This is a genomic window from Dactylosporangium sp. CA-052675 (genome assembly GCF_050947935.1).
In the GTDB taxonomy this organism is placed as follows: domain Bacteria; phylum Actinomycetota; class Actinomycetes; order Mycobacteriales; family Micromonosporaceae; genus Dactylosporangium.
In genome coordinates, this window is sequence record NZ_CP192010.1 from 8404053 (window position 1) to 8423805 (window position 19753).

Consider the following 19753-nt stretch of genomic DNA (forward strand, 5'->3'; position numbering starts at 1 on the left):
ATCAATCCGCCTCGTGGGCGTCCCGAGCACCATAACCGCCGATCAATGACCGGATCCCGTGCAGATATGTGGCATTGTCCACGCTTCCGGCGAGGACGTGCTGGATGACGTACCCCTGCACCAGCCCCATGACGACCGCGGCCACCGCGGCCGGGTCCGCGTCGGGATCGACGAGCCCGGCGTCGCGCTGCCGCTCGACCAGCGCCGTGGCGCTGGTCCGGATGCGGCCGTAGATGCCGCCGACCAGCTCGGCGAACGCGGGGTCGTAGGCGGCCTCGCCCCAGACCTGCACCGCGATGCGCACCGGCCCGCCGCCGCCGAGGTTGCGGTCGACCTGCCCGATGAGCTCGGCGAAGGCCTCGGGCAGGGCCGGGGGCGGGTCCTGGGCGAGCAGCTGCTCCAGGGTGTCGAGGATGCTGCCGACCTTCTCCTCGGCGATGGCGCGGATGAGCTCGGCTTTACTGTTGAAGTACCGGTAGAACGCCCCGACCGAGAGCCCGGCCTCCTTGATCACGTCCTGCATCGAGGTCTGGTGGAAGCCGTTGCGCAGGAAGCACCGCGTGGCGGCATCGAGGATCTGCTCACGGCGTGCGGCGAGGTGCGCTTCGGAGACGCGGGGCATGTCCCTGATAGTAGAGCGAACGCTCGCTTTCCAAGGCTCGGATCCGCGCCCGATTCCTTGGCGCACCCAACGCAGAACGCCCGCCGGTGCTCGGGCGGGAACGCCCGATGCCCGCGGGGAACGCGATCCCTCCGGCCGGTCAGCGCTCCAGCTCGGCGAACCGCCGCTCCAAGCCGTCGACCAGCGCGTCCAGGCCGAGCTCGAAGGCCGAGTCGTCCACCTGGGTGTGCCGCCCCGCCAGCCGGTGCGCGTCGCGCAGATGCGGGTAGTCGGCCGCGTACAGCGACGGATCGTCGACGAAGCCGAGCGCGAAGGAGCCCAGCGCCGAGCCCGCCACGAAGTACCGCATCGCCGCCCCGATCCGCGTCGCCTGCGCCGGGGGCCAGCCCGCGTCGACCAGGGCGCCGTAGACCGCGTCGGCCAGGCGCAGCGACGCCGGGCGGCGGGCCGGGCCGCGGGCCAGGAACGGGACCACGTTCGGGTGGGCGCGGAAGGCGGACCGGTAGGCGCGGGCCCACGAGCGCAGCGCGGCCGGCCAGGGGTCGCGGCCCAGCATCGACAGGTCGACGCCGGCCACGATGGTGTCGCCGATCGCGTCGACGATCTCCTCCTTCGTGGCGAAGTGGTTGTACAGCGACGGCGCCTGCACGCCGAGCTCGCGGGCCAGGCGGCGGGTCGAGAGGGCGTCCAGGCCCTCCGCGTCCACGATCGCGGTGGCGACCTCGACGATCCGGTCGCGGCTCAGCAGTGGCGTTCGGGGACGGACCATGAGTACGATCCTAGAAACTAACAGCGTTAGTTAAGGAATCAGGCTATGGATCTGACCCTCAGCGACGAGCAGCAGGCCGTCCGGCGCATGACCGCCGAGTTCACCGACCGCGAGATCCTGCCCCATGCGGCGGCCTGGGACCGGGCCGAGCAGGTCGACCTGCGGATCGTCAAGAAGCTCGCCGACCTGGGACTGTTCGGCGTCACGATCCCCGAGGAGCACGGCGGCAGCGGGGGCGACCACCTGACCTACTGCCTGGTCCTGGAGGAGCTGGGCCGCGGCGACTCGTCGGTGCGCGGGATCGTCTCGGTCTCGCTCGGGCTGGTGGCCAAGACGATCCTGCGGCGCGGGACGGCGAGCCAGCGATCGCACTGGCTGCCGCGGCTGTGCTCCGGGGAGGACCTGGCCTGCTTCGCGCTGACCGAGCCCGACACCGGCTCCGACGCCGGCAACCTGGCCACCCGCGCCACCAGGGTCGACGGCGGCTGGCGGATCGACGGGGCCAAGATGTTCATCACCAACGGGACCTGGGCGAGCGTGGCGCTCGTCTTCGCGCGCACCGGCGGGCCCGGGCCGAAGGGCGTCTCGGCGTTCCTGGTGCCGATGCCCAGCGAGGGCCTGGAGGTCACCGAGATCCACGGCAAGCTCGGCCTGCGCGGTCAGGCGACCGCGATGCTCAGCTTCGACGACGTGTTCGTGCCCGCCGCGAACCTGCTCGGCGAGGAGGGCGAGGGCTTCAAGATCGCCATGGCGGCGCTGGCCAAGGGGCGGATGTCGCTCGCCGCCGGCTGCGTCGGGATCATCCAGGGCTGCCTGGACGCGGCGACCGGCTACGCGACCCAGCGCGAGCAGTTCGGCAAGAAGATCGCGTCGTTCCAGCTCGTGCAGCAGCTGCTCGCCGACATCGCCGTGGAGGCCGACGCGGCGCGGCTGCTCACCTGGCGGGTCGCCGACCTCATCGACCGGGGGCAGCCGTTCGCCACCGAGTCCTCGACCGCGAAGCTCTACGCCAGCGAGGCCGCGGTCCGCGCGGCCAACGCCGCCCTGCAGGTCTTCGGCGGCTACGGGTACATCGACGAGTACCCCGTGGGCAAGTACCTGCGCGACGCGCGGGTCACTACCGTGTACGAAGGCACCAGCCAGATCCAGAAGCTCATCATCGGCCGTGCTCTCACCGGCGTGAGCGCGTTCGCGTAAAGGGGCCCAGCACCGTGATCGACGTCGTCAATCCCGCCACCGAACAGGTCGTCGGCTCCGTCCCGCCCGGCTCGGCCGACACCGTCTCGGGCGCCGTCGCGGCCGCCCGCGCCGCGCAGCCCGCCTGGGCCGCCCTCCCCCGCGCCGAACGGGCCGATCGCCTCCAGGCGCTGCTGGACGCCATGACCGCCGCCGCGCCCGAGCTCGCCGAGCTGATCAGCTCCGAGATGGGTGCGCCGCTGGCGATCGCCCGCAAGGTGCAGGTCGGGCTGCCGCTGGCCACCCTCGGCTCGATGGTCGAGCTGCTGCGCCGCCCGGAGGAGCCCGAGCGCATCGGCAACTCCGAGGTGTACCGCGAGCCCGTCGGCGTCGTCGGGGCGATCACGCCCTGGAACTACCCGCTGCACCAGACGGTCGCGAAGGTGGCGCCCGCGCTCGCGGCCGGCAACACGGTGGTGCACAAGCCCAGCGAGGTCGCCCCGCTGTCGGCCAACCGCCTCGCCGAGCTGGTGCGGGCCGCCGGGATCCCCGACGGGGTCTACAACGTGGTCCACGGCTACGGCGACCCGGCGGGCGCGGCCCTGGCCGGGCACCCGGGCATCGACCTGATCTCGTTCACCGGCTCCACCGCCGCCGGGCGCAAGGTCGCCGCGCTCGCCGCCGCCAACGTCACCCGGGTCGCGCTCGAGCTCGGCGGCAAGTCGGCCAACGTGATCCTGCCCGACGCCGACCTCGCCGCCGCGGTGAAGGTCGGCATCGGCAACTGCTACCTCAACTCGGGCCAGACGTGCACGGCCTGGACGCGGATGCTCGTGCCCGAGTCCCGCCACGACGAGGCCGTGGAGCTGGCGGTGGCGGCCGCGGCGAAATACACCGTCGGCGACCCCGCCGATCCGGCCACCCGCCTGGGCCCGCTCGCCTCCGCGGCGCAGCGCGACCGGGTGCTCGGCTACATCGAGCGCGGGCGGCGGGACGGGGCGACGATGGCGTTCGGCGGCGGCGAGGTGCCGCCCGTCGGCTACTACGTGGCCCCGGTCGTCTTCGCGGGCGTCGACCCCGCCGACGCCATCGCCCAGGAGGAGATCTTCGGGCCGGTGCTGTCGATCATCCGGTACCGCGACGAGGACGACGCCGTGCGCATCGCCAACGCCACCAAGTACGGGCTGGCCGGCGCGGTCTGGTCCGCCGACCGCGACCGGGCGGTGGCCTTCGCCCGGCGCATGCGCACCGGCCAGGTCGACATCAACGGCGGCGCCTTCAACCCGCTCGCGCCGTTCGGCGGCATCGGGCACTCGGGCTACGGCCGCGAGCTCGGGGTGCACGGCTACGACGAGTTCACCGCCGTGAAGTCGGTGCAGCTGTGACCCGGGCCGCGGTGATGCGCTCGCTCGACGGGCCGCTGGCCCTGGAGGAGATCGAGCTCAACCCGACCGGCCCCGGGCAGGTGCGGGTGCGCCTCGCCGCCGCCGGGGTCTGCCACTCCGACCTGTCGCTGGCCGACGGCACCCTGCGCCAGCCGCTGCCCGCCGTGCTCGGCCACGAGGGCGCCGGGGTCGTCGTCGAGGTCGGCGAGGGCGTCACGGACATCGCCGCCGGCGACCATGTGGTGCTGAACTGGTCGCCGCCGTGCCGCGCCTGCTGGTACTGCGAGCACGGCGAGCCCTACCTGTGCCTGCACGCCGACGACGCCCGCGCGGTGCCCTTCGCCACGGTGGGCGGGGAGCCGGTCTACGCGGGCCTGGGCACCGGCGCGTTCGCGGCCGAGACGGTGCTCGGCGCGCACGCGTGCATCCCGGTCCCGGCCGACATCCCGCTCGCCGAGGCCGCCCTGCTCGGCTGCGCCGTGATCACCGGCGTCGGCGCGGTCACGAACGCGGCCCGGGTCCAGGCGGGCCAGACGGTCGCCGTCATCGGGCTCGGGGGCGTCGGGCTGGCCGCGATCCAGGGCGCCCGGCTGGCCGGCGCGTCGGAGATCATCGCGGTGGACCCGGCCCCGGCCAAGGAGGAGCTGGCCCGCTCGCTCGGCGCCACGCACGTCCTGGCCCCCCACGCCGGGCTGGCCAAGGAGATCCGGGCGCTCACCGGCGGGCTCGGCGCCGACCACGCGATCGAGTGCGTGGGGCGCGGGGAGACCATCCGGGCCGCCTGGTCCGCCACCCGCCGCGGCGGCACCGCGACGGTGGTCGGGCTCGGCTCGGCGCAGGACCCCGTGACGTTCAACGCCCTCGAGGTCGCGTTCTTCGCCCGGACCATCGTCGGCTGCATGTACGGCAGCACCGACCCCGCCGTCGACGTGCCGATCCTGCTGGAGCACTACCGGGCCGGCCGGCTGAACCTGGCCGCGCTCGTCTCCGACGAGGTGGACCTGTCCGGCGTCGGCGAGGCGTTCAGCCGGATGCGGGCCGGTCAGGGAGCGCGGACGCTGATCCGGTTCTAGCGACCGTGCCGAGCACGACCCGGACCACGGCGTCCGGGTCGTCGCTCATCGGCACGTGCCCGCAGCCGGGCAGGTCCACGAAGCACGCGCCCGGCAGGACCTCCCGGGCCCGCCGGGCCTGCACGGGCCGCAGGATCCGGTCCCGGTCGCCCCACGCGACGGTGATCGGGACCGTTCCCGGGTCGCCGGTGAACGCGTAGGTCGCCCCGTGCCGGGCCACCGCCGCGAAGCCCTTGCCGCCGCGCAGGGCCAGGGTGTCGGCCAGGGCCCGCTCGGGCGTGAAGTACGACGTGTCGCTGACGAGCGGGGCGAAGGAGAGCCGGCGGCCGAACGCGGTGCGGTAGAACGCGCGCAGCACCGGCGCCGGGGTGAACGCGCCGAGGCGCATGCTCCGCAGCGTCCGCAGGGCCCGGCGCACCTGGGCCGGGGTGGCGAAGCCGGCCGGGGAGAGCGCGGTCGCCGAGCGCGCCAGGCCGGCCGCGGCCAGCTCCAGCGCGATCGCGCCGCCGAGGCTGTTGCCGGCCACGTGCGGGCGGTCGAGGCCGAGGCCGGCGAAGAGCTCGCCCAGCGCGGCGACGGCGGTCGGCATGCCCCGGTTCACGGCGGGGGCGGGCGAGCGGCCGAAGCCGGGCAGGTCCAGCGCGATCACGTCGTGGCGCTCGGCGAGGCGGTCGAGCACGGGCTCCCACGCCCGCCAGTGGTGCCCGATGCCGTGGATGAGCACCAGGGGCTCGCCGTCCCCCCGGCGGACGAAGTGGACCGTCATGCGGTCACCTCCCGGTAGGCGTCGCGGTCGAAGCGGCGCATCATCAGGCGGTACGCCCACGTCGAACCGGGCCAGAGGGTCGAGTTGCGGCCGGTGGAGTCGAGATACCAGCTGCGGCAGCCGGTCGCCCAGACGGTGCCGGCCATGCGGCGGTCGACCCGGGCCACGAAGCGCGCCTGGGCCTCGGGGCGGGGCTCCAGCGCCCGGATGCCCTTGCGGTCCAGGGTCTTGAGGGCGGCGAGGAGATAGGCGATCTGGGCCTCGATCATCAGCACGACCGAGTTGTGGCCGAGGCCGGTGTTGGGCCCCAGCAGCAGGAAGAGGTTCGGGAAGCCGGCCACGGTGGTGCCGCGGAACGCCTGCGGGCTGCCCTGCCAGTGCTCGGCGAGGCTGCGGCCGTCGCGGCCGCGGATGCGCTCGGCGATCGGCAGGTCGGTCACCCGGAAGCCGGTGCCGAAGACGATGACGTCGACCGGGTGCTCGGTGCCGTCGCGGGTGACGACGGCGTGCGGGCGGACCTCGGCGATCGCGTCGGTGACGACCTCGACGTTGTCGCGCGCCAGGGCCGGGTAGTAGTCGTCGGACTTGAGCACGCGCTTGCAGCCCATCCGGTAGTCCGGGGTGAGCCGGGCCCGCAGCCCCGGGTCGCGCACGGCCTTGCGCAGGTTCGCCAGCGCCGCCCGCTCGGCCAGCCGCATGAGCGCCGGGCGCAGGAAGGCCAGCACCGTCGCCTCGATCTGCCAGTACGCGAGGGCGCGCACGAGCCGCTGGACGCCGGGGATCCGGCCGTACATCCGCTGCTCCCACGGCCGCAGGCGGCGCTCGCCCCGGGGCATCACCCACGCCGGGGTGCGCTGGAACAGGGTGAGCGTCCCGGCGACGGGCTGGATCGCGGGGACGATCTGGATCGCCGACGCGCCGGTGCCGATCACCGCGACCCGGCGCCCGGCCAGCTCGGCGTCGTGGTTCCAGCGGGCGGAGTGGAACGCCTCGCCGCGGAACGTCTCGAGGCCGGGCAGCTTCGGGATCACCGGCTCGTTGAGCGGCCCGCCGGCGGCGATGAGCACGTCGGCCGTCCACGTGCCGGCCGACGTCTCGATGCGCCAGCGGCCGCGGTCCCAGGCGGCGGCGCGCACCTCGGTGCCGAAGCGGATCGCGGGGCGCACGCCGAAGCGGTCGGCGCACGCGCGCAGGTAGGCCCAGATCTCGTCCTGCGGGGAGTAGGTGCTCGTCCAGCGCGGGTTGAGGGCGAAGGAGAAGGAGTACACCTGGCTGGGCACGTCGCAGGCGCAGCCCGGGTAGCTGTTCTCGCGCCAGGTCCCGCCGAGCTCGTCGGCGCGCTCGAACACGACGAAGTCCGTCCGGCCACGCTGCTTGAGCCGGATGGCGGCGCCCAGGCCCCCGAAGCCCGCGCCGATGATCGCGATGCGCGTATGCATTGGCGGCCCCCTTGGTACTGTCCGGTACCAAGGGACGGTACCATCGGGTCCGGCATGACAAAAGGCCCGCCACGGGGGCGGGCCTTCCGCGTTTCGCAGTGCGTTTGCCGGATCACATGCCGAGCAGGCGGTCCAGGTAGTCGCGGTAGCCGCGCACGGCCGCGCGCAGGCGCTCGGTGTCGTCGCCGGGCTCGTGCTGCCAGTTCGCGAGGTCGCGACGCTGGGCCTGCAGGGCGTTCGTGATCGTCTCGACGGCCTCGCCGACCAGCGCGTCGGCCTCGTCGGCGACCGAGCGGGGGTCGTCGATGAAGCGCAGCTGCAGCTCCCGCCAGCGGTCGCGCAGGCCGTCGACGGCGCCGTCGGCCCACACCGCCCCGACGGCCGTCACGTCCACGGACCCCGGCGTCGAGGCCACCGGCTCACGCTCGACCGGCTCGCTCTCCCCTACGCCCTCCCCGGCCTCGACCAGCCGTTCGTCGGCCGCCGCGGGCTCGTCGAGATCCGTCGAGCCCGCGCGGATCTGGGTCGCGTGCTCCGCGGCCCACTCGCGGTCCTCGCGCGCCTCGGCGGTCGCGACCCGGTCCTCGTCGCGCTCGTCCTCGTCGTCAACCACCTCGGCGTCCACGACCTCGCCGTCCACCACCCCGGCGTCGACCGCATCCGTGGTCTCGGTGGACTCGGCGTCGACGTCATCGGTCTCGGCGTCGTGGTCCTCGTGCTCGCGGACCGCGTCGTCGTAGGCCGCGTCGACCTCGTCCCGGTCGATCGCCCGGGTCTCGTCGTCGCGCTCCTCCTCGGCCAGGGCCTCGTCGCGGTCGACCACCTCGACGTCGTCGCGGTCGGCCAGGTCCGGGTCGGCCGAGCCCGACGCGTACGTCGCGCCCGGGTAGCTCTCCTCGTCCGAGTACGGCTCGCGGTCCTCGTCCGAGTAGGGGGCGTGCGCGGTGCCGACCGCCACGCTCTCGTCCTCGCGCTCGCCGTCGCGCTGCCCCGGCACGTACGTCTGGTGCTGCTCCTGCTGCGTCATCGCCGAAAGATCCTTCCCCGGCCCTACGACCGGCTGCGGGTGTCGTGCTGATGCGGCAGGCGGCCGCCGGTGCGCTGGGCGGGCACGCCGTCAAGGGCGTCGTCGTCGTCGGCGCGGTGGAGCTCGGCGTCGTGGCGCGCCTCGGGGTCGTCGAACCCGGTGACGTGCTCGGCGTCGTGCTCGGCCGCGCGGGCGGCGGCCTCGGCGTGGTCCTCGCGGTCGGCCGGCCGGTCGGCGACCGTGTCGGCGGCGCCGCCACGGACCGCGTCAGTACGGGCGGCACCGTCATGGGCGGCACCGTCATGGGCGGCGTCGTGGTGCCCGGCGCCGGGGGTGACGTCGGTGCCGAGGAGCTCGGAGAAGAGCGTGCGGTAGTGCACGACGGCCTGGCGCAGCTGCTCCGTCGTGGCCTCGCCGCGGTCCGAGAGCTGGGAGATCTCGTGGGCGTCGCGGTAGTGCCCGAGGGTGCGGGCGTGCTCGACGGACAGGTGGGCGAGGTGCTGCTCGTAGTCGCCGGTGGGGTACCCGCGCTCGGCGACCAGCTCGGTCACCAGGGCGTCGGCGTCGCGGACGGCGCCGGACGGGTCGTCCAGGAACCGGGCCTGGATCTCCTCCCACTTGCTGGTGTACCGGGCCCGGGACTCCGGGGAGAGCTCCTTGATCTCGAGCTCGGCGTGGCGCCGTTCGCGCTCACGCAGCTCGCGCTCGGCGGCGAGGCGGCTGTCCCCCTCGGCTACGGCCCGGTCGTACTCGGGGCCGAACCGGTTCTGCAGGGCCCGCCGCCGGGTGACGAACCAGATGCCGTAGCCGAGCGCGGCGATCACGACCAGGACAATGATCGTGACCAATACTTGGGTGGCTGTCATGGCGGTCCTCCTTCAATGGAGGTATTCCCGCCCATCACCCTCGCTCAAACGGGGTTCATGCGCCGACTAGGTGATTCAGGAAGTCGCGGTAGCCGTGAACGGCCGCCCGGAGCTGCTCGGTGTCGTCCCGGCCGGACGCCCGCCAGTTGCTGAGCTGGTCCTTGCGCGCGTTGAGCGAGGCGGTCACCCCGGCGAGGGCGTCGTCCACGAGCCGCTCGGCCTCCCCGGCCGCGGTCTGCGGGTCGTCGACGAAGCGCAGCTGGAGCTCCTGCCACCGGGTGCGCACCTCGTACGCGTGCGCCTCACTCGTCAGCGGCGCGGTCACCGCGAAGCCGGTCCCCCCGAACGGCACCGACGACATCGGCGCCGCGGCCGGGGCCATCGACGGGACGCTCTGACCCATCGCCGGGGCCATCGGCTGCCCCATCGCCTGCGGTTGCCCCATCGCCTGCGGCTGGGCCATCGGCGCGGCGGCCTGGCCCATCGCCGGGGCCATCGGCGTGCCCCCCGGTGCCACGGGCGCGGCGCCGGCCGTGGGGGACGGCGGGCGAGGCTGGGCCACCGGGGCGGCCGGGGCCGTGGCCGTCTCCTCCAGCTCCTCCTCGTCCTCCTTGCCGCCGCGCAGCAGAATCCAGCCGCCGACCGCCAGGGCCAGCACCACCAGGCCGATCGTGATGGTCGTGGAGTTCATGTGGGTACCACCCCTCACAGTCCGAGGATGCGATCGAGGAACTCGCGGTAGTCACGCAGCGAGGCGCGCAGGTTCTCCGTGTCCAGCCCGCGGGCGGCCCGCTGCTGGTGCAGCTGGCCCCGGCGCGCGTCCAGCGACGCGCTCAGCGAGGCCACCGCCTCCTGCACGAGCCGCTCCGCCTCGCCGGCCACCAGGTGCGGGTCGTCGATGAAGCGCAGCTGGAGCTCCTGCCACTTGGCCTTGATGCGCTGCCGGTCGCCGTCGTTCCACAGCGCCGCCAGGGTGCCCGCCGAGCCGCCCACCGGGCGGTACGGCGAGCCGTTGACCGCCGCCGAACCGTGCGCCGGGGCCGGCCCGCTGACCGGCGCCGCCCCGCTGACGGACGCCGGCCCGCTGACGGGCGCCGCCCCGCTGACCGGTGCGGACCCGTCCGTGGGGGCCGCGGAAACGCTCTCCGGCGCGGGCGGGGCGTCCTCATCCGGTTGGGGCGCCAGCTCGTCGCCTTCAGGTTGCATGCGCGCGTTCCTCTCCATCGGGAGGTGGCGCGATACCCCGGTACACCGGGGCAAAAGCCACTCCCGAGGGTGACCCCGGACACGCTTGCGGGCCTTCGCAAGTCCGCCGCAAGTGCTCGCCAAGTCCGTCACGGCAGAGTGCTGAGCATGACGAACTCCTGCAAGTCCTGGGCCGGCCCGACCTTCGCCGCCACGACCTCAGCCGCGCACCTGGACAAGGGCAAAAGCGCCGCTTGTACGCCATGATGCGGGCAGTGCACGCTCCGCGTCCGCGGCCACTCCCGTCACCACATCCGACTTCACCGTCCTCAGCGCGGCGACCGGGCCCGGGAAGTACGCGCTGACCTCCTCGAACGGCGTGTCCACCGGCCAGCTCCGATCCCCGACCAGGCGGCGGTAGTTGAGATCCCCCTTGAGGATGGTCAGCTCCGCCGCCGCGAACCGGGCCGCGAGCCCGCCCGGCGCGTCGTGGAACGTCAGCGGCGCGCAGTAGAAGTCCTCCGTGTACAGCTCCAGCTGCCCCCGGCGCAGCGCACCGTCCAGCCGCCCGCCGATCGCACTGCCGGCGGGAAAGCGGCCGAGCTCGGCCAGCACGTCGGCGGTCAGCGCGTCGGAGACGAAGTACGGCGCCGGCTTGACGTGCAGCTCGACCCGCGACGCCCGCCCGCTGCGCAGCAGGAAGTCGATGAGTACCAGGTCGGGCAGCAGCTCCCGCCCCGCGTTGTCGGCGACCACGATCACCGTGCCACCCCGGGTGAGGCTCCACAGCCGCGCGCTGTCGTCCACCAGCAGCTCCTCCACGCGCTGCGCGTGCGAGGCCACCAGCCCGAACCCGAGGTCGGCCCGGTTGCCCCACAGCGCCGCCCGCACCACGCCCGCGGCCTGCTCGGGCTCCGGGAGCGCCCGCAGCGCGTCGAGCTCGGCCAGCTCCCGCTCCCCCGGCAGGTCGGCGGCCTTCTGCGGCCCGAACGGGTCGATCCCCCGCCAGGCACCCGGCGCGTAGTAGCCCACCGCGTCCAGCAGCCGGCGGTAGAAGAAGTTCTCGGCGAAGAGGAACGGCACGTCGTACCACGACCGCCCCCACATCCCCGCGCCCCAGACCGCCCACGCCGCGGCGTCGTGCGCGCCGTCGTCCAGCGGCGCGACGGCCTGCTCCTGCAAGAGCATTTCCAGCCGCTTCTGTACCTCCGGTGCGTACGGATATGCCGCCAGCACCTTGGCCACGATCGCCGGGTGCCGGTCGCGCAGCACCGAATGCGGAAACGAGCTCGGGTCACTGCTGACGATCACGGGTGGCTCGACGGGCATGGGGGCAGTATCGCCCGTAAACTCGAGCCATGTCGGACGACTGGCTCTACGCCCTCTTCGTGATCGGCGGCCTGGTGCTGGTCGCCCTGCTGGTGGTGGCGATCATCCTGGCCGTCCGGGTCTGGAAGACCGGCAAATACCTGCAGGCCATGGGCGTCGGCGGCCGCTGGGTCTTCTGGGGCGCGATCATCTACACGATCTTCCCCATCGACCTGCTGCCCGACCCGATCTACCTGGACGACGTCGGCGTCCTGGGCGGCGCGCTCATCTACCTGAGCCGGCTGGCCGTCAAGGCGCGCCAGAAGCAGCAGGCCCAGCCGGCGGTGCCCCCGTCGCAGGCCCAGCGTCACCCGCCCCAGCGCGCCCGCTGAGCCGGGTCCGCGCCCCCGGCGCACCGGCCGGGCGGGATTCGCGGCCCGGCACGCGGGCCGGGCGGGGTCCGCGCCCCCGACGCACTGGCCGGGTGGGATTCGCGGGCCGGGCGGGGTTCGCGGCCCCGGCACGCGGCCGGCCCCGGTCCGCGTCCGCGGTGCACGGGGCCGACCCGGGCGCCGCTTTGCTGCGATGATCGGGACATGAACGACATCACGGTCGTACCCGTCCCGGCCCTCGTCGAGCCGTCGAACGCCACCTTCGAGCTACGAGCCGACGCGGCGATCCGCTCCGACTCCGCCTCCACCGGGGCGTACCTCGCCGAGGCACTGCGGCCGGCCACCGGGTTCGCGCTGCCCGTCGAGGCCGCCCATCCGCACCCCGCGATCGAGCTGCGGCTGGTCGAGCACGGCTCGGACGAGGGCTACGAGCTCGTCGTCGAGGCAGACGGGATCGTCGTTCGGGCCCGTACGGAGGCGGGGCTGTTCTACGGCGTCCAGACGCTGCTGCAGCTGCTGCCGTCCAGTGTGGACGCCGCGACCGTCCAGGATGGACCCTGGACCGTCCCGGGCGGGCGGATCGCCGACGAGCCGCGGTTCTCCTACCGCGGGGCGATGCTGGACGTGGCCCGGCACTTCTTCGGCGTCGAGGTCGTCCTGCGGTTCATCGACGAGCTTTCGCGGTACAAAATCAATGTCCTGCATCTGCACCTCAGCGACGACCAGGGCTGGCGGATCGCGATCGAGTCGCGGCCGCAGCTGGCCCGGGTGGGCGGCGCGACGCAGGTCGGCGGCGCGGGCGGCGGGTGGTTCAGCCAGGCCGACTACGCGCGGATCGTCGCGCACGCGGCGGCGCGGCACGTGACCGTCGTGCCCGAGATCGACATGCCGGGGCACACGAACGCGGCCCTGCACGCCTGCGCGGAGCTCAACGACGACGGGGTGGCCCCGGCGGCGTACACCGGCGTCGAGGTCGGCTTCAGCACGCTCGTGGTCGGCCGCGAGGAGACGTACGCGTTCGTGCGCGACGTGCTCGCCGAGGTCGCGGCGATCACGCCCGGGCCGTGGCTGCACATCGGCGGCGACGAGGCGGAGAACACGTCCGCGGAGGACTACCGGACCTTCATGGCCCGCGTGCAGCCGATGGTGACGGCGCTGGGCAAGACGGTCGTCGCCTGGCACCAGATCGGGCCGGCGGAGCGGGAACCGGGGCGGATCGCGCAGTACTGGGGCGCCAAACCCGAGCCCGACGAGGACCTGCTGGCCGCGCTCGCGCAGGGCGACCGGATCCTGTTGTCGCCCGCGGACCGGGTGTACCTCGACATGCGCTACACCGCCGAGACGCCCATCGGCCACGACTGGGCCGGGTACATCACCACGCGGACCGCGTACGACTGGGACCCGGACACGCTGCTGCCCGGCCCGTGCGACATCGCCGGCATCGAGGCTCCGCTGTGGACCGAGTCGGTCGCGACCGTGGCCGACATCGACCTGCTCACGTTCCCGCGCCTGCCGGCGGTCGCCGAGGTGGCGTGGTCGCCGCAGGCCAGACGGGACTGGGCCGGGTTCCGCGCCCGGCTGGCCGCGCACGGTCCACGGTGGACACTGCGGGGCGTCGCCTTCCACCCCGACCCGACGGTGTTCTGAGCGGGCTCGCCGTTCAGGCGGGCTTCCTCGCGACCAGGACGTCACGCATGATCGCCTGGTCGACACGGTGGCGGAACGACCGGTAGGGCTCGTCGTCGACGACCTCGAGCCCCGCCTCCGCCAGCAGGCCGGCCGCGAGCTCTCGTTTGGCCACGAACGTGTTCCACGCGACGCCCATCGCCCCGCCCGGCCGCAGCAGCCGCGCCCACACCGGCGCCGCCTCCGCGAGCAGGTCCTCCGGGCTGCGCGCGAGCCCCTTGCCCGCCGTGCGGCTGCCGTGCTGGACCCCGTAGGGCGCGTCGGTCACGACAAGGTCGAACGATTCGTCCTTGAAGAACTCCCGCGAGCGCAGGGTGTCCACGTTCACGACGTCGAGCAGCTGGGTAGCCTTGGACTTGTAGTCGTCCTTGTCGGCGGCGAGCTCGATGCGCAGCCGCTTCGCGACCACCTGCCGCTCCCGCCGCACCGGCCCGAACTCGGCCTTGTGCTTGATCCGCTTCCGCTTGAGCCAGGTCTGGATGAAGGCGGCGTACGCCTCGAAGTCCTTCTGGTCCCGATCCACGCCGGCGGCGTCGAACCCGTACATGAGCGCCTGATTGAGCGTCGTCCCCCGCCCGCAGAGCGGATCGAGCACGCGAAACCGCCGCGTGAGCAGCTCCGAGGCGTGGTCGGAGGCGAGCAGGGTGACGTTGAGCAGGAGCTTGGTGAACTGCTCGTTCGTCTTGCCCTGGTACTTCTGGATGGTGATGAGATCGTCATCGAACCGATCGAGCGAGGTCATGCGCATCGGCCGCAGCAGCTCCCCGACGACCTCGAACAGCGCATACCCGGACGAGAGATTCCCGAGCACCGCGACGTCGCGCTCGGTGAGCTCGTCCGCCTCGAACGTCACGTACGGCACCCCGCCGACGACGCGCGGCCCCACCGCACCGAGCCGGTTGCCGAGCACCCCCCGGTCGAACGCGCGCAGCTCAGCGCAGGTGAGCTCGACTGACGCGTCGGCGTAGACACGATTGGCGGAGGGCAGGATGAGCAGCGCGTACAGGGCCATAGGTCCACCACCCTACCGACACGGGCGGTACCGGGATGCAGGGGCGCACCCTGGTGATGTACAGTTCAGCGGCAGGGGCGATTGGCGCAGCGGGAGCGCGCTTCGTTCACACCGAAGAGGTCACTGGTTCGATCCCAGTATCGCCCACAGCAGCTCAGAGGCCGTTTCCGATCGTCGGAAGCGGCCTCTGAGCCATTCAGGGGGTCTGACTCTTGCCCCACCCGGCGGGCACGGCGGCCCGCCGCCAGACTGGAATGCGGTCCTGGTCCAGCTTGCACGCCAACAGCGTTCCCGTGGTGAAGCACTCCGGCGGAGCAGACCAGCGCGGCGCCCGCGCGAGCACCGTCACCGTGCCGGTCTCGATATCGAGGCGGGCGATCAGCGAGCCGCCGGCGGCGCTACGGCCCGCGACCAGCAACCGGGTTCCCGCCAGATCGTCGACCGGCTCCCAGCCGTCGATGCGGCGGACGACCCGGCCGGTGGCCGCGTCGAGCACGAGGTGATGGCCGTCCGGCGGGGACGGCGTGGCCAGCATGTACCGATCGGTGAGGCCCCCCAGATCTGTCCGCTCGCCCACGCGCCATCGCTCGCGTCCGGTGTCCGGGTCCAGCACCACGGTCGGCCCGTCGTTCGCCCCGTCGGTCGCGCGGGCGCAGACCGCCCGGCCGCACCACCAGAGGCTCTCGCCGTCGGGCTCGGCCGTGCGTTGCCACAGCCGCCGGCCGGTAGCCAGGTCGAACGCGGTGGTGCCGAGGATGGTTCCCAGCCCGGAGCGGTAGATCGGCAGCCGGTCGCCGGAGATGGTGAACTCGTCGATCTGCCCGGGCTCCTCCAGGTGGACCGTTCGCACGACCTCGGCCGTCTCGGCGCTGTGCAGCCGCAGCGTGCCATCGGTGCCGAGCACCGCGATCCGGACCCGATCGCTGGAGCCGGACAGGACTCGCCGCCGGCCACCCGGCGGCGTGACGAGCGACCAGCGCACGGCGCCGGTGCGGACGTCAATGCCGGCCAGGTAGGGAGTCAACCGCTGCCGTTGCTGCTCCGGGTCGCCGCCCGGCGGGTACATCTCGGCGACTACCACCCCGCACTCGCAGCCGTGCCCCACCGGTACGTAGCCGGTGGTCCGCCACACCGGCGCGCCGGTGGCGGCATCGAGCCCGACCAACGCCGCCGCCGCCAAGCCCGTACCGTCCTGGACCCCCACGACCACCCGCGCCTCGTCCACGGCCAGCAGTTGCGTACCGGCCGCGACCGGCACCGCCCACCGCCGGGCACCGTCCGGCATCCGGTACGCCGCCACGGAGGCCCTCGACACCACGTACATCGCGGACCCGTCACTGTCGACCGCGCTCACCCCGTCGCCGCGCAGTACCACCGCCGGGTCCAGCGACGTTCCCGGCCGCGCGCCACCGGCCAGCCCCAGCACCCCGACGAGGAGCAGGCTGAACTCCCGCCAGGGCCGGCGGAAACGCCGCGTCGCACCGCGCGGTTCCGCATCGAGGTCAATCACCGTCACCGACGGTATCAAGCGCTTCACCTCGACGCACCCGTCTGTTCCAGCCCCTCGACCTGCCCACATTCGTCGCGTACAACCGGCCCGCGACTCCGCGGAAACCTGGACGGACGGCTGGGTGACGATGCTCGGCCAGACGTACGGCCCGAGGCCGACGATCCAGCGCACTGCGAGGGCGCGGAGCCGCTCGAGCCGGCCGAGAACACGTCTACAACGCAATTGAGCCGGTGACACCATCCGCGGTGTCTCGATGGTGTCGTGTGGTGTCATATGGACTTGTCCTGACACCACTCGGGTGTTAGCTTGGTGTCATGGACCTCGACCGGTACGTCTCCGAACTTCAGACGCAGCTGGCCGCGACCGCCGAGCACGGCGACGAAGCCGCCCGGGCCGTTGCCGAGCAGCTCAACGCCGCCCTCGACGCCGCGGTGCGCCTCATGCTGCTGGGGGTCCTGAGCGACGTGGCCGGCGAGGTCACGCGGCAGATCGCGCCCGGCTCGGTCGACGTCGTGCTGCGAGGGCGTGATCCGCACCTGGTGGTGACCCGTCCCGCGGTGCCGGGGACGGACGCGGCGGGCGGGCCGGAGGCGCCCGAGGTCGCGGCGCCGGCCGAGCCGCTCGACGACACGGTGACCTCGCGGACCACGCTGCGGCTGCCCGACCGGCTCAAGGCCCGGGTCGAGCAGGCCGCGGCCGAGGAGGGGGTGTCGGTGAACTCGTGGTTCGTCCGCGCGATCGCCGCCGCCCTGGAACCCGCCGCCCGGCCCGCCACGACGCGCAAGACGAGCAACGGCGAGCGCTTCACGGGCTGGGCCCGCTGACCCGGCCAGACACGACACGCAAGACCAGCAACGGCGAGCGCTTCACGGGCTGGGCCCGCTGACCCGGCCAGACACGACACGCAAGACCAGCAACAGCGAGCGCTTCACCGGCTGGGCCCGCTGACCCGGCCAGACGCGAGCCACGAGCCAAGAGCCACATCAACAGTTGCGCAGTCCCGTCGCCTGGCGGGACCGATCCGGCATGCCCACGTGGAGGCCAACCAATGCCCAGTTACGACGTGTCCGGGCCGATCGACCTGGACGTCACCGCCGGTGTCGCGTTCGTCGACATCGTCGCCTCGGACCGGCCCGACGCCGTCGTCGAGATCGTGCCGAGCCGAGCCGGCCGCAACGGCGACGAGTCGCTTGCCCGCGATACCACGGTCGGGTTCGACAACGGCCGGTTGCGGGTCAAGGTCCCGCGCCGGCTCAGCCTGTTCGGCAAGGGCGACTCGGTCGACGTCCGCTGCGAGGTCCCGACCGGGTCGCGGGTCACCATCGACAACGCGTACGGCTCGGTGCGGACCCGGGGCGTCCTCGGGGATGCCCGGATCGTGCTCAAGTACGGCGGTGTCACCGCCGACACCATCGCCGGGCTCGTCCTCGAGGTGCCGTACGGCAGCACCGACATCGCCGAGGTGACCGGCCCCCTCGAGCTCACCGCCGGCCACGGCACGGTACGCATCGTCGATGTGCGCGGCAACGCCCGGCTGCGGGCCTCGCACGGCAGCCTGGAGCTGGGCACCGCCGCCGGCGACGTGGAGGTCACCACGTCCGGGGCGCTCACCATCGACCGGGCCCTCGGCGACGTGACCGCGCGCAGCGCCCACGGCCCCATCCGCATCCGCGAGGTCGGCGGCGGCACGTTCCGGCTCGACAACGGCCACGCCGACATCGACGTCGGCGTCCCGACCGGCATCGCGGCCTGGATCGACGCCAGCTCCGCCAACGGCCGGGTCCGCAATGAACTCACCCCCGACCCGGACGCCGCCGGGAGCGACCGCACGGTCGAGCTCCACCTGCACGCCAACTACGGCAACGTCTTCGTCCGCCGCGTCACCACCCCCCGAAGGGAAGCCACGACATGATCCAGGTGCAAGGCCTGCAGAAGGCGTACGGCAAGGTGCCGGTGCTGCACGGCGTCGACTTCGAGGTGGCCAAGGGCGGCATCTTCGCCCTGCTCGGCTCGAACGGGGCCGGGAAGACCACGGTCGTGAATATCCTCTCCACGCTGCTCAAGGCCGATGCGGGCACCGCCCGTGTCAACGGGTTCGACGTCGGCCGGCAGCCGGCGGACGTGCGCGAGTCCATCAGCCTCACCGGACAGTTCGCCGCCGTCGACGAGATCCTCACCGGCCGCGAGAACCTCGTGCTGGTCGCCCGGCTGCGGCACCTCAAGAAGCCGGGCCGGATCGCCGACGACCTGCTCGCACGGTTCTCACTGACCGACGCGGCCGCGCGGAAGGTGTCGACCTACTCGGGTGGCATGCGGCGGCGGCTCGACATCGCGATGAGCCTGGTCGGGGATCCGCCGGTCATCTTCCTCGACGAGCCGACGACCGGGCTCGATCCCCAGGGCCGCATCGAGGTGTGGCAGTCGGTCAAGGAGCTCGCCGGCCGGGGCACGACGGTGCTGCTCACCACCCAGTACCTCGACGAGGCCGAGCAGCTCGCCGACCAGATCGCGATCCTGCACGAGGGCCGCATCATCGTGAACGGCACCCTCGCCGAGCTGCGCCGGCTCCTGCCGCCGGCCAAGGTCGAGTACGTCGAAAAGCAGCCCACCCTCGAGGACGTCTTCCTCACCATCGTCGGCGCGGACAGGTAAAGGACACGCGATGACCAGCCACTTCTTCGGCGACACCGCCGTGCTGACCGGACGGTCCCTGCGCCACATCACGCGCAGCCTCGACACCGTCATCACCACCACGATCATGCCGATCGCGTTCATGCTGCTGTTCGTCTACGTGTTCGGCGGCGCGATCAACTCCGGCTCGAAGTCCTATGTGGACTACCTGCTGCCGGGCATCCTGCTCATCACGGTCGCCTCGGGCATCTCGTACACCGCATTCCGGCTCTTCCTCGACATGAAGAGCGGCATCTTCGAGCGGTTCCAGTCCATGCCGGTCGCCCGCTCGTCCGTGCTGTGGGCGCACGTGCTGACCTCGATGGTGGCCAACCTCATCTCGGTCGTGGCCGTGCTACTCGTCGCCCTGCTCATGGGCTTCCGCTCCTCGGCGGGGCCGGCGGCCTGGCTGTCCGTCGCCGGCATCCTGGCCCTGTTCACCCTCGCCCTGACCTGGATCGCCATCATCCCCGGCCTCACCGCGAAGTCGGTGGACGGCGCGAGCGCGTTCTCCTACCCGCTCATCTTCCTGCCGTTCATCAGCTCGGCCTTCGTGCCGACCGCCACCATGCCCGGCCCGGTGCGCGCCTTCGCCGAGCACCAGCCGGTGACGCTGATCGTCGACGCGATCCGCGACCTGTTCACGCGGCAGCCGGTCGGCACCGGCATCTGGGCGGCGCTCGCCTGGTGCGTCGGCATCCTCGTCGTGGCGTACGCCTTCGCCATGGCCGCCTTCCGCCGCAAGAACGCCTAGGACGCACGCCCGGCCCGGTCACCGGCGTGGACGACCGGGCCGGGCCGGGCGGTACCTTCGCGCCGTCGGAGAGCCGGCGGAGATGCGAGGCGGCCCACGAGAGCACCCCGAGT

At 73.1% G+C, this 19753-nt stretch carries 20 protein-coding genes and 1 tRNA gene; 10 read left to right on the forward strand and 11 right to left on the reverse strand.

Features of this window, described 5'->3' with window-relative positions:
• Window position 1 precedes the first annotated feature (1 nt).
• Together ACQP1P_RS37280 and ACQP1P_RS37285 are read right to left on the reverse strand one after the other, a co-directional pair.
• Window positions 2-622 (reverse strand): TetR/AcrR family transcriptional regulator, encoded by a 621-nt coding sequence (locus tag ACQP1P_RS37280; RefSeq protein ID WP_433078414.1) that lies wholly within the window; start codon window positions 620-622, stop codon window positions 2-4.
• Between the two features lie 139 nt (window positions 623-761).
• Window positions 762-1391 carry a TetR/AcrR family transcriptional regulator gene (locus tag ACQP1P_RS37285; protein WP_433078416.1) on the reverse strand — a complete coding sequence of 210 codons (630 nt, stop codon included), beginning with the start codon at window positions 1389-1391 and terminating at the stop codon, window positions 762-764.
• A gap of 45 nt (window positions 1392-1436) precedes the next feature.
• On the opposite strand from ACQP1P_RS37285, the gene ACQP1P_RS37290 reads away from it, so the two are divergent.
• The 3 genes from ACQP1P_RS37290 to ACQP1P_RS37300 are packed head-to-tail and all read left to right on the forward strand — an operon-like array spanning window position 1437 to window position 5025.
• A complete protein-coding gene (locus ACQP1P_RS37290; protein ID WP_433078418.1) occupies window positions 1437-2588 on the forward strand; it encodes an acyl-CoA dehydrogenase family protein in 1152 nt (383 codons plus the stop codon).
• Between the two features lie 14 nt (window positions 2589-2602).
• The gene (locus ACQP1P_RS37295) at window positions 2603-3952 is read left to right on the forward strand and encodes an aldehyde dehydrogenase family protein (RefSeq protein WP_433078420.1); all 1350 of its coding nucleotides are present in this window, start codon (window positions 2603-2605) and stop codon (window positions 3950-3952) included.
• Window positions 3949-5025 carry a Zn-dependent alcohol dehydrogenase gene (locus ACQP1P_RS37300; RefSeq protein WP_433078422.1) on the forward strand — a complete coding sequence of 359 codons (1077 nt, stop codon included), beginning with the start codon at window positions 3949-3951 and terminating at the stop codon, window positions 5023-5025. The genes ACQP1P_RS37295 and ACQP1P_RS37300 overlap by 4 nt, the downstream gene beginning before the upstream one ends.
• On the opposite strand, the gene ACQP1P_RS37305 is transcribed toward ACQP1P_RS37300, so the two are convergent.
• From ACQP1P_RS37305 to ACQP1P_RS37335, 7 genes are all read right to left on the reverse strand, one after another.
• Window positions 4976-5791 carry an alpha/beta fold hydrolase gene (locus ACQP1P_RS37305; protein ID WP_433078424.1) on the reverse strand — a complete coding sequence of 272 codons (816 nt, stop codon included), beginning with the start codon at window positions 5789-5791 and terminating at the stop codon, window positions 4976-4978. The two genes, ACQP1P_RS37300 and ACQP1P_RS37305, sit on opposite strands and share 50 nt — an antisense overlap.
• Entirely contained in the window at window positions 5788-7230 is a 1443-nt protein-coding gene (locus ACQP1P_RS37310; RefSeq protein WP_433078426.1) for a flavin-containing monooxygenase, read from the reverse strand. Before ACQP1P_RS37310 ends, ACQP1P_RS37305 begins: the two co-directional genes overlap by 4 nt.
• 112 nt (window positions 7231-7342) lie before the next feature.
• Window positions 7343-8257 (reverse strand): hypothetical protein, encoded by a 915-nt coding sequence (locus ACQP1P_RS37315; RefSeq protein WP_433078428.1) that lies wholly within the window; start codon window positions 8255-8257, stop codon window positions 7343-7345.
• A 23-nt stretch (window positions 8258-8280) separates the two neighbouring features.
• On the reverse strand, window positions 8281-9123 hold the full coding sequence (locus ACQP1P_RS37320) for a hypothetical protein (RefSeq protein WP_433078430.1): 843 nt from the start codon (window positions 9121-9123) through the stop codon (window positions 8281-8283).
• Between the two features lie 55 nt (window positions 9124-9178).
• Entirely contained in the window at window positions 9179-9814 is a 636-nt protein-coding gene (locus tag ACQP1P_RS37325) for a hypothetical protein (RefSeq protein WP_433078432.1), read from the reverse strand.
• 14 nt (window positions 9815-9828) lie between these two features.
• On the reverse strand, window positions 9829-10329 hold the full coding sequence (locus ACQP1P_RS37330; RefSeq protein WP_433078434.1) for a hypothetical protein: 501 nt from the start codon (window positions 10327-10329) through the stop codon (window positions 9829-9831).
• Between the two features lie 198 nt (window positions 10330-10527).
• Entirely contained in the window at window positions 10528-11637 is a 1110-nt protein-coding gene (locus ACQP1P_RS37335) for a damage-control phosphatase ARMT1 family protein (RefSeq protein ID WP_433078436.1), read from the reverse strand.
• Between the two features lie 29 nt (window positions 11638-11666).
• On the opposite strand from ACQP1P_RS37335, the gene ACQP1P_RS37340 reads away from it, so the two are divergent.
• Both ACQP1P_RS37340 and ACQP1P_RS37345 read left to right on the forward strand, forming a co-directional pair.
• The gene (locus tag ACQP1P_RS37340) at window positions 11667-12008 is read left to right on the forward strand and encodes a hypothetical protein (protein ID WP_433078438.1); all 342 of its coding nucleotides are present in this window, start codon (window positions 11667-11669) and stop codon (window positions 12006-12008) included.
• A 204-nt stretch (window positions 12009-12212) separates the two neighbouring features.
• Window positions 12213-13655 (forward strand): beta-N-acetylhexosaminidase, encoded by a 1443-nt coding sequence (locus tag ACQP1P_RS37345; protein WP_433078440.1) that lies wholly within the window; start codon window positions 12213-12215, stop codon window positions 13653-13655.
• Window positions 13656-13668: 13 nt separating this feature from the next.
• Here ACQP1P_RS37345 and ACQP1P_RS37350 read toward each other — a convergent pair whose 3' ends face one another.
• Window positions 13669-14706 carry a TRM11 family SAM-dependent methyltransferase gene (locus ACQP1P_RS37350; protein WP_433078442.1) on the reverse strand — a complete coding sequence of 346 codons (1038 nt, stop codon included), beginning with the start codon at window positions 14704-14706 and terminating at the stop codon, window positions 13669-13671.
• Window positions 14707-14781: 75 nt separating this feature from the next.
• Here ACQP1P_RS37350 and ACQP1P_RS37355 point away from each other — a divergent pair.
• Window positions 14782-14853: transfer RNA gene (locus ACQP1P_RS37355), tRNA-Val, on the forward strand.
• A 49-nt stretch (window positions 14854-14902) separates the two neighbouring features.
• Here ACQP1P_RS37355 and ACQP1P_RS37360 read toward each other — a convergent pair.
• Complete coding sequence (locus tag ACQP1P_RS37360) at window positions 14903-16489, reverse strand: PQQ-binding-like beta-propeller repeat protein (protein ID WP_433078443.1); 1587 nt, start codon at window positions 16487-16489, stop codon at window positions 14903-14905.
• A gap of 41 nt (window positions 16490-16530) precedes the next feature.
• Between ACQP1P_RS37360 and ACQP1P_RS37365 the strand changes: the two genes are divergently transcribed.
• The 4 genes from ACQP1P_RS37365 to ACQP1P_RS37380 all read left to right on the forward strand — a co-directional run bounded on the left by ACQP1P_RS37365 (window position 16531) and on the right by ACQP1P_RS37380 (window position 19640).
• A complete protein-coding gene (locus ACQP1P_RS37365) occupies window positions 16531-17040 on the forward strand; it encodes a toxin-antitoxin system HicB family antitoxin (protein ID WP_433078446.1) in 510 nt (169 codons plus the stop codon).
• Between the two features lie 224 nt (window positions 17041-17264).
• Window positions 17265-18128 carry a hypothetical protein gene (locus tag ACQP1P_RS37370; protein WP_433078448.1) on the forward strand — a complete coding sequence of 288 codons (864 nt, stop codon included), beginning with the start codon at window positions 17265-17267 and terminating at the stop codon, window positions 18126-18128.
• On the forward strand, window positions 18125-18868 hold the full coding sequence (locus ACQP1P_RS37375) for an ABC transporter ATP-binding protein (protein ID WP_433078450.1): 744 nt from the start codon (window positions 18125-18127) through the stop codon (window positions 18866-18868). The genes ACQP1P_RS37370 and ACQP1P_RS37375 overlap by 4 nt, the downstream gene beginning before the upstream one ends.
• A 10-nt stretch (window positions 18869-18878) precedes the next feature.
• Complete coding sequence (locus ACQP1P_RS37380) at window positions 18879-19640, forward strand: ABC transporter permease (protein ID WP_433078452.1); 762 nt, start codon at window positions 18879-18881, stop codon at window positions 19638-19640.
• The last annotated feature ends 113 nt before the right edge of the window (window positions 19641-19753 follow it).